The 9,249-nt window shown below is 43.1% G+C and carries 9 protein-coding genes; all 9 read right to left on the bottom strand.

The window, feature by feature from the left end:
- Window positions 1–171: 171 nt before the first annotated feature.
- Complete coding sequence (nuoN, locus tag V7149_RS16460) at window positions 172–1,692, bottom strand: NADH-quinone oxidoreductase subunit NuoN (protein ID WP_335346692.1); 1,521 nt, start codon at window positions 1,690–1,692, stop codon at window positions 172–174.
- A gap of 6 nt (window positions 1,693–1,698) precedes the next feature.
- Window positions 1,699–3,210, bottom strand: a complete 1,512-nt coding sequence (locus V7149_RS16455; protein WP_335346691.1) for a complex I subunit 4 family protein — start codon at window positions 3,208–3,210, stop codon at window positions 1,699–1,701.
- On the bottom strand, window positions 3,207–5,069 hold the full coding sequence (nuoL, locus tag V7149_RS16450) for an NADH-quinone oxidoreductase subunit L (RefSeq protein WP_335346690.1): 1,863 nt from the start codon (window positions 5,067–5,069) through the stop codon (window positions 3,207–3,209). Before nuoL ends, V7149_RS16455 begins: the two co-directional genes overlap by 4 nt.
- 209 nt (window positions 5,070–5,278) lie before the next feature.
- Window positions 5,279–5,593: an NADH-quinone oxidoreductase subunit NuoK gene (gene nuoK / locus V7149_RS16445; RefSeq protein WP_335346689.1), complete on the bottom strand. Its 315-nt coding sequence runs from the start codon at window positions 5,591–5,593 to the stop codon at window positions 5,279–5,281.
- Complete coding sequence (locus V7149_RS16440) at window positions 5,590–6,111, bottom strand: NADH-quinone oxidoreductase subunit J (protein ID WP_335346688.1); 522 nt, start codon at window positions 6,109–6,111, stop codon at window positions 5,590–5,592. Before V7149_RS16440 ends, nuoK begins: the two co-directional genes overlap by 4 nt.
- A complete protein-coding gene (nuoI, locus tag V7149_RS16435; RefSeq protein WP_335346687.1) occupies window positions 6,108–6,527 on the bottom strand; it encodes an NADH-quinone oxidoreductase subunit NuoI in 420 nt (139 codons plus the stop codon). Before nuoI ends, V7149_RS16440 begins: the two co-directional genes overlap by 4 nt.
- A 38-nt stretch (window positions 6,528–6,565) precedes the next feature.
- Window positions 6,566–7,573, bottom strand: a complete 1,008-nt coding sequence (gene nuoH / locus V7149_RS16430; RefSeq protein ID WP_335346686.1) for an NADH-quinone oxidoreductase subunit NuoH — start codon at window positions 7,571–7,573, stop codon at window positions 6,566–6,568.
- Window positions 7,573–8,673, bottom strand: a complete 1,101-nt coding sequence (locus V7149_RS16425; protein WP_335346685.1) for an NADH-quinone oxidoreductase subunit D — start codon at window positions 8,671–8,673, stop codon at window positions 7,573–7,575. The genes nuoH and V7149_RS16425 overlap by 1 nt, the downstream gene beginning before the upstream one ends.
- 3 nt (window positions 8,674–8,676) lie before the next feature.
- Window positions 8,677–9,249: NADH-quinone oxidoreductase subunit C (locus V7149_RS16420; protein WP_335346684.1), on the bottom strand; the 573-nt coding region annotated here is incomplete at its 5' end.

The raw sequence follows: 9,249 nt of genomic DNA, 5'->3' as shown, positions 1-9,249 counted from the left end.
CTCTCTGCTTGGACTTTTTGTTACCAATCATCCCTCATAATGACCTTTAATCAAAACGCAAAATCTTACCCATCCTCCAAGAGAATCTCTACACAAAAAAAGAAAGGGGACCGCTCCCCTTTCTCAAAATATATATGTTTACCCCTTAGATTAACCCTTTAAAGTATCCCCTTACTGAAAAAAGTCGCTGAACTGATTGAAGTTCCCCTGTAAAAAGTCGAACGCGATGCTCGGCGCGACTCCAAACAACACAGTCGCCACTACGCACACGCCGATAACAATGCCGAGACCTGCTGGCAGCTTGATTTTTGCCTCTTGGTCTGCAGCTGGTCGGAAGAACATTTGCACGAGCACGCCGAAATAGTAGAAATACGATACGACTGTTGTCGCAATCATAATGGACACTAACACATAGCGTGCAGGTTCTACGGCAAGCGCACCCATGAAAATGTTAAGCTTCCCGATAAAGCCGGCTGTTCCCGGAATTCCCGCCAAGCTGAGAATAAATACAGCCATCGAAAGCGCCAAAATCGGTGCCTTTTTGTACAATCCCGCAAATTGGGAAATATCCTCTGATCCTGTTTTTTGCGTGATCAGTTGGATAATCGCAAATGCCCCAAGGTTCATGAACAAGTATGCTCCTAAATAGAACCAAAGTGTATCAAAGATAAAAACTGATAACGATGCGACTACTACAAGCAGATAGCCCGCCTGTGCAATACTTGAGTATGCGAATAGACGCTTAATGTTTTTCTGTCTTAAAGCTACCACGTTTCCAATAATCATTGTTGCAGCTGCAAGGAAGGCAATATAATCCTGAACCTTCATAAAGAGCGGCATTGAATTTGGAATGTCTGAAGATGGTGTACTTAAGAACACCACAAGCATAATTCGAATGAGAATGATAAAGCCGGCTGTTTTTGAAACGACGCTCAAGAAAGCCGTAACAGGTGTCGGCGCTCCTTGGTACACATCAGGTGCCCACATATGGAACGGAGCCGTTGCCAATTTAAATGACAGCCCGACAAAAATCATGAATAAAGCAAGACCCATTAGATAGATGTGCTGCGGGTTCGTTAATGCCATTAACCCCCGAGCCATTTCAAGTAGGTTTGTTGTCCCTGTAAGACCATACACATAGCTCATACCGAAAAGAGTAATCGCGGTCGAAATTCCGCCATTAATGACGTATTTCATAGAAGACTCGTTCGATAGAGTATTTTTCTTGCGAAGGCCCGCAAGGATATAAGATGGAATCGAAAGCAACTCAAGGCCGACAAACAGCGTAATTAAATCGCCGCTTGAAGACATGATCATCGTTCCGAGCAGGGCGGCAAGGAATAAATAGAAGAACTCTCCTCGATATTCAGTTAGCCCATCCTTCGGTTCATAGCTCGTTGCCAGAATCATAACAAGCGCAGCTCCCAATAACAATAGCAGCTTAAATGCCTTCGCGAAAGAATCGAGTCTAAAGGTATCATACAGAATCGATTCCGCTCCGTGCCCAAACAAGCTGAAAAGGGACGCAAGTGCGGCTAGAATCCCCGCAAGACCAAGCCAACCAAGGATTTTTCGATTCACCGTCTTCGGCATAAATAAATCTAATAATGATAGTAAAGTGGCTACACCGAGGATGATGAACTCAGGTGTCATGATGCTCCATTTATATGATAATAATTCTGTAAGATCCATCCTTCATCACCCTCCTATCCCAAGCATGATCGTTTCAAGTGTGGATGTTAGCGGCTCGCTTAGTACACTTGGGTACACACCAATTAATACAATAATCGCTAGTAAAACTAAAGCTGGAACCCATTCTCTGCCGCGAAGATCGGTTACACCCGCGAATTCACGATGGGCTTTTCCATAAGTAATGCCAAGAACTGCGCGCAGAAGGTAAATAGCTGTCAAAATAATTCCCAGTGCTCCTACTGCTGCTAAAACCGGCATTTCTTTAAATAGACCAAGGAAGGCCATAAATTCACTCACAAATCCGGACATTCCAGGCATTCCGAGTGAAGCCATTGCTCCAGCTAGCAGAAAGCCAGCTGTGATCGGCATTCCCTTTGCCAATCCGCCAAGGTTTTGGATGATGGATGTATCCAGACGCTCGTAAAATACGCCGACAAGGAAGAATAGAAGTGCAGCAATCAATCCATGTGAAACCACTTGGAAGATAGCTCCTTGAATTCCTGCCTCATTCATCGCCCCTAATCCAATCAACACAATTCCCATATGAGAAATGGATGAATAAGCAAGTACCATTTTGAAATCTGTTTGAATCAATGCTAAGAATGCACCGTATAGGAGGTTCACAACTCCGAGAACAGCGATTAAGACCGCTAATTCCTGGAACTGCTCTGGGAAAATCCCCATCCCAAAACGGATGATCCCGTAAGCCCCAATTTTCAGCAAGATACCGGCATGCAGCATAACAACTGATGGAGATGCCTGTACGTGAACGCGAACCATCCAGCTATGCAGCGGGAAGATTGGCAACTTAACGCCAAATGCTATTAACAAGGCAATCAGCAAGCCCATTTTAGTCCCTTCCGAGAATACGGCATGATTGACGTCAGCATGCATAATAGCCATTAATGCGTCAATATTAGACGTTCCTGTACGGGAAAATAGCACCATAATCACAATGAGAAGCACTGCAGATCCTAATCCGTTATAAATTAAGAAGCTGAATGCTGCTTTTTCTTTTTCAAAATAACCCCATTTTCCAATCAGGAAGAAGGTCGGAATTAATGTAATTTCGAAAAAGATGAAGAATAGAATTAAGTTTTCGGCAGCGAACACACCAAGCATTCCTACTTCTAATAGAAGGAACAGCATAAAATAGCCTTTCCATTCTTTTTTAATATACATAGAAGCAATGGCTGCAAGAGTGGACAGTATCGCTGTCAGCACGACCATAATAAGGGAGAACCCATCTACCCCAAGCTCGTAATTTATCGAGAATAAATCCCCTAAACGGTTCGGGTCGCCAAATTGAACCCAGCGCACACTCTCGCTTAAATCAGCTAGAGAAGCTCCGGCACGATATTGAAAAAATGCCACTAGCGACAAAATCAGTGCTGGAAGAGTTGCTAGGAAACCGACCGTCTTAATAACCGATTCCTTTGTGTTCGGAATCAATGATAAAACTAAAACACCAACTAAAGGGGAGAATACTAAGATTGATAAGAAATAAGCGAAATTCATCTTAAATACCCCCCTGTTACCGCAAATACGACTACTAAAATAGCTAATCCTACAAAAGCGACCGTTCCATATCTTTGTACTTGGCCATCCTGGAACTTCGAACCTAGTTTTCCAAGTGCGACTACTGTTCCAGCTACTCCTTTTACAACGCCTTCAACAAGGAAGGTTTCGATGTAGCGAAGGAAAATACTGAAGAACTTCGTCACCTTTAAGACGGTCAGCTCGTAAAACTCATCGATATAGTATTTGTTATATAAAATATTGTACATCGTTTCGGCACCAAGCCAGTTGCGTGAAAGTGAACGCTTGCTGTAAATCATCCAAGCTAGGAATATACCAAGCAGGGATACAACAGTTGCGACTATCATAATCCACGCTGGACCTTCAATATGTCCGTGACCGAGCGCCGGATTTCCGTCTACTAACCAATCACCAAGGAACGTTCCGAACCATGGTGTATTGACATAACCTGCCACAACAGCAAGGACTCCGAGAACCATCATCGGCACCGTCATCACACTTGGCGACTCCTTCGCATGGCTCATATCGCTACGCGATTCGCCCGAGAACACCATGAAGAACAGGCGGAACATATAGAATGCTGTAAAGAATGCAGCCACAACTGCAAGCCAGAATAATACTGTATTGCCGTGTGCCCAAGCAGCAATTAAGATTTCATCCTTACTGAAGAATCCTGAAAATAATGGAACTCCGCTGATCGCCAATGTTCCAATTAAGAACAGAGGGCCTGTGACACGAAGCTTTTTCCATAGTCCGCCCATTTTCTCAATATCCTGTGTATGAACGGCATGGATAACACTTCCTGCAGCAAGGAAAAGTAATGCTTTAAAGAAAGCGTGAGTCATTAAGTGGAACACACCCGCCACATAGCCGGCAGAACCAAGCGCCAGCATCATATATCCAAGCTGGCTGACAGTTGAGTAGGCTAGCACTCTTTTAATATCCGTTTGCACAAGACCAATGCTCGCTGCAAAAATCGCAGTAATTGCTCCAATGACAGCTACGGTCATAAGCGCGGTTTCGCTTGCTGTGAAAAGCGGGAACAAAGCCGCTACTAAATAAACCCCTGCTGCAACCATTGTCGCGGCGTGGATTAATGCTGAAACTGGTGTTGGACCTTCCATCGCGTCCGGAAGCCAGGTGTGAAGCGGAAATTGACCAGACTTCCCAATAGCTCCAACAAAAATCAAAATTGCGGTTAACGTAATCATCTTAGTTGAAATCGATCCAGCTGCTACAGCCGCAAAGATTTCATCATATTCAAAGCTGCCAACCTGCCAGAATAAGAGAATCATTCCGATTAAAAGGCCCACATCCCCAATACGCGTCATGATAAACGCCTTTTTCGCAGCCTTCTTTGCTTCATCTTTATAAAAGTAGAAGCCAATCAATAGGAATGAGCCTAAGCCGACAAGCTCCCAGAAAATATACGTTTGCAATAGGTTAGGAGATAGTACAAGCCCTAGCATCGCAAAGGTAAATAACCCTAAAAATGAATAGTAAACATGAAGTCTCTCATCCCCGTGCATATATCCCTTTGAATACGTATGAACAAGGAAACTGACGAGTGAGACGATTACTAGCATTAATGCATTTAACTGGTTTACTTCAAAACCCGCTGTTAACTGAACATCCCCAATTGTCAGCCAAACAGCTTCTGCCTTATGGGTTGGTGACGAAAATCTTTCAAACAGCACCAACAACGAGTAGACAAGAGATGCAAGCGAAAGCAGAATTCCTATGTAAGCACTCGCATCCTTAAGCCGTTTGCCGAAAAAGACTAGGAATAAGAACGATAAAAGCGGGAAAAGCGGTATGATCCATGCATTCTCCATCAATATCACAATCCCCTTTTTTGAACACGCTGGTAAGTTTTGTCCGTCTGTAAGGTCAGCGTGTTAGATTGAGGCAGGTTATACTTAAAGCGGGCTTTTTTAGCGCAAGGAAATAGTTATATGACTTATTTCCTATTAAAACACACATTATTTCCCGGAAAAATATTTTACTAGTATAACAAGCAGCCTCTTTTATTCGTGAAAAGCATTCCTTAATGCTTCAATGTGTTCATTTCATCAATATTAACGGTTTTCCGATTGCGGTAAAGGGCAATCAAGATCGCTACGCCAACAGCCACTTCTGCTGCGGCAACTGTCATGACAAATAAGGCGAAGATCTGACCTGTAATCGCAGGCGCAGCCCCAAACTTACTGAAGGCTACTAGGTTGATATTAACTGCATTTAGCATTAGCTCAATCGAAATTAAGACAATCACTGCATTTCTTTTCGTCAAAGCACCATATAAACCGATACAGAATAAGATTAACGCTAAGGCAAGATACGCTGAAATGGGAACTGAGCTCATTCCTTCTCCGCTCCCTTCTCATCATCTTTCCTCGCTAAAACAATTGCGCCGATCAGAGCTGCCAATAGTAAAACAGAAGTTAATTCAAATGGAATGATGTATTTAGAATAAAGCGCCAATCCAATTTGCTCTGTATTATTTTCATGCAACGTATTCGGCAATTGTCCGAAATCCAGGTTGTAAATACCGATATAGACTGCAAACGCGAATCCTAATACCCCCAAAAACAACAATACCTTTCGGACGATTCCTGTTTTTGGCTCACTCACATCGTTATGACGGGTCAGCATAATTCCAAATAACATAATGATTGTAATGGCACCGGAATAAAGTAAAATTTGGGCTACAGCAAGAAACTCTGCAGATAATAAAACAAAGATTCCCGCAATGCTAATAAAAGTAAATACTAGCGCCACTACCATATGCACAACTTTGGTAAGGTTCAATAAAAGCACGCCGCCCATGACTGCCACTACTGCTAGTGACATAAACGCAAGAAATTCACCTGAAAACGTCATGCTTTATTCTCCTTCCGTATATTCTCATCATTTTCATCCAGCCATTCGAGGTTTTTGAACAAATCATCCCTGCTGTATTCTGCCAGTTCAAAGTTATTCGTCATAATAATAGCCTCTGTTGGACAAACCTCTGTGCACAAATCACATAGAATACAAATCTCAAAGTTAATATCATACGTATCAATAATTTTTCCTTTTTTCGCCGGATCCGGATGCTTTTTACCTGTCAGCTGGATACATTCAGTCGGGCAAATGTTCGCACACTGATTACAAACGATACATTTTTCCGGATAAAATTTTTGTATTCCGCGGAATCGGTCAGGCAGCGGAAGAGGCTCATTCGGATAATCATATGTGACCTTTTTGCGGGTCAAGTTTTTTAGGGTATATGATAAACCTTTCGCTAATCCAAGCATGTTTTTTCACCCCTTGAATATTAAAAGTGTAAGGCTTTTTAAAATAGGTTTAGCAATTCTTTTAATAGTGCGGTTAAGAAAATATTGGCTAATGCAATTGGCAGGAGAACCTTCCAGCCAAATTCCATTAATTGGTCTGCGCGTACACGCGGGAATGTAGAACGGAACCACAGTAGTATGAAGATAACCAATGTGAATTTAAGTGCGAACCATACTGCACCCGGGATAAATCCTAAGAACGGAAGCGGCAGCCATCCGCCTAAGAACAACACAGTTGTCAGAGCAGCCATCGCAAATAGGTACACATATTCTGCTAGCATGAAAAATGCCCAGCGGAAGCCGGAATATTCGACATGGAACCCGGCAACGAGCTCAGATTCTGATTCTGGCAAGTCAAATGGTACACGATTTAATTCGGCAACAGATGCAATGAAGAAAACGATAAAGGCGATTGGCTGCCAGACGATGAACCAGCCATTTCTTTGTGCATCTACGATATCATTTAAATTTAAGCTTCCTGATAGAAGGATGACGCCGACAACAGACATAACGAGCGGGATTTCATAGGAAATCATCTGTGCCGCTGCACGCATTCCTCCAAGGAGAGCATATTTATTGTTTGAAGCCCATGCTCCTGTTACAATTCCTACTGTAGTGATACCGGAAACGGCGATATAGTAAAGCAGGCCCACTCCGATATCAGCAAATTGAAACTTGTCTGTAAAAGGAATCGTTGCGAGCACCATGAAGGCTGGCGCAAACGCAATGACAGGAGCTAAGATAAATAACGGACGGTCCGCAAGCTTAGGAATAATGTCTTCTTTTAAAAGAAGTTTAAGAACGTCAGCAACTGTTTGTAATAACCCCCAGCGTCCGCCGACTTGGTTAGGACCATGGCGCATTTGCATATATCCCATTACTTTACGCTCTGCTAATATACAATAGGTGACGAAGCCTAAAACCACTAATAGTAAAACGGCGGCTAATAAGAAGAAAATACCGAAATTTAATAATCCGGGACTAGAGTGCAATAGTTCTTCTATCATTAACCGTCCACCTCCCCGAGGACAATATCAATTCCTCCTAAAATTACAATCATGTTCGCCATGTTTTCGCCTTCAAGCAGCTTAGGGAGAATTTGCAGATTATAGAAGGACGGTCTTCTGAACTTTAAGCGATACGGTTCTTTTTTCCCGTCACTGTAAATATAGCAGCCAATTTCTCCGCGTGGAGATTCGATTCTGACAAATGCTTCTCCTTTTGGCGCCTTAATAATCTTAGGGACCTTAGCCATGATTTCTCCCTCTGCCGGGAATTGTTCACACGCCTGTTCAAGAATTTTGAGCGACTCTTCAATCTCTTCTAATCGAACATGATAGCGTGCCCATGCATCCCCTTCTTCTCGAGTAACCACATTAAAATCAAATCGGTCATAAATGGAATAAGGCTCATCCTTACGAAGATCCCATTTTACTCCGGTACAGCGAAGTGTCGGTCCGCTTAATGAATAATGGATGGCATCTTCTTTCGTATAAACGCCTACACCCTTCACTCGGTTCATGAAAATTTCATTTCCCGTCACAAGCTGATGATAACCGACCAGCTGCTCACGCATATAAGGAATAAATTCTTTTACCTTCTCAACCCAGCCCTCTGGTGCGTCCCATTTCACGCCGCCTACACGCATGTAGTTAAAAGTTAAGCGCGCGCCCGAAAGCTCGTTCAGCATATTAATGATCATTTCCCTTTCCCGGAATGCATAAATGAAGGGACTTGTTGCCCCAAGGTCCAGTAAAAAAGTACCCCATGAAACTAAGTGACTGGCAACCCTTCCAAGCTCCATCGCCATGACACGAAGGTATTCAGCCCGTTCAGGAACCTCGATGCCCATCATTGTTTCAACTGCGTGGCAGATTACATAGTTATTGGTCATTGCTGAAAGATAATCCATCCGGTCTGTATACGGGATAATCTGTGTATATTGGAGATCTTCAGCCAACTTCTCCGTTCCACGGTGCAAATAACCGATGACTGGCTTCGCTTCTTTTATGATTTCCCCATCAATTTTGACAACGAGACGAAATACACCGTGCGTACTTGGATGCTGAGGACCCACATTTAAGACCATTTCTTCAGTACGAATCACTGGTTACACCTCCACATCATACGGTTCGTAGTCTTTTCTTAACGGATGGCCAATCCAATCATCTCCAAGGAGAATCCGATACAGATTCGGGTGACCTGTAAATTTAATGCCTAATAGATCATAGGCTTCACATTCAGGCCAATTTGCCCCTGCCCATAATGGCACCAGTGACTCAATGGTTGGTTCATCACGATCAATCTTTACTTTTAACGCAACTGACTGTCTATTTTTATATGAATATAAGTGAACATAAACTTCCATATGTGTTTCAAAATCTGTCCCATGAATTTCAGATAAGTAATCAAATCCTAGCTGCTCATTGTATTTAAGAAATTCAGCAAGCTTGTAGTAAGATTCTTTCTTCGCCGCTAAGGTCGGAACATCTTTGGATAAACTATTGATATAGTAATCTTCCAGCACATCTTGTCCGAGGTGGTCTCCGATAACCTTCACATACTTATCGAGATAAGGCTGATTTGGTGACGGTTTCTTTTCCTCTGCAGGTTCAGCTGCGGCTTTTCCACCAGCTTTTGCCTTCGCGGCTGCGGCAGCTTTTGCTTTCGCAGCGGCAATCGC

The organism is Bacillus sp. JJ1503, assembly GCF_036965125.1.
Classification (GTDB): domain Bacteria; phylum Bacillota; class Bacilli; order Bacillales; family Cytobacillaceae; genus Cytobacillus.
Note: the sequence above shows the minus strand (reverse complement) of the source record. Positions and strands in the feature narration are given on the sequence as shown.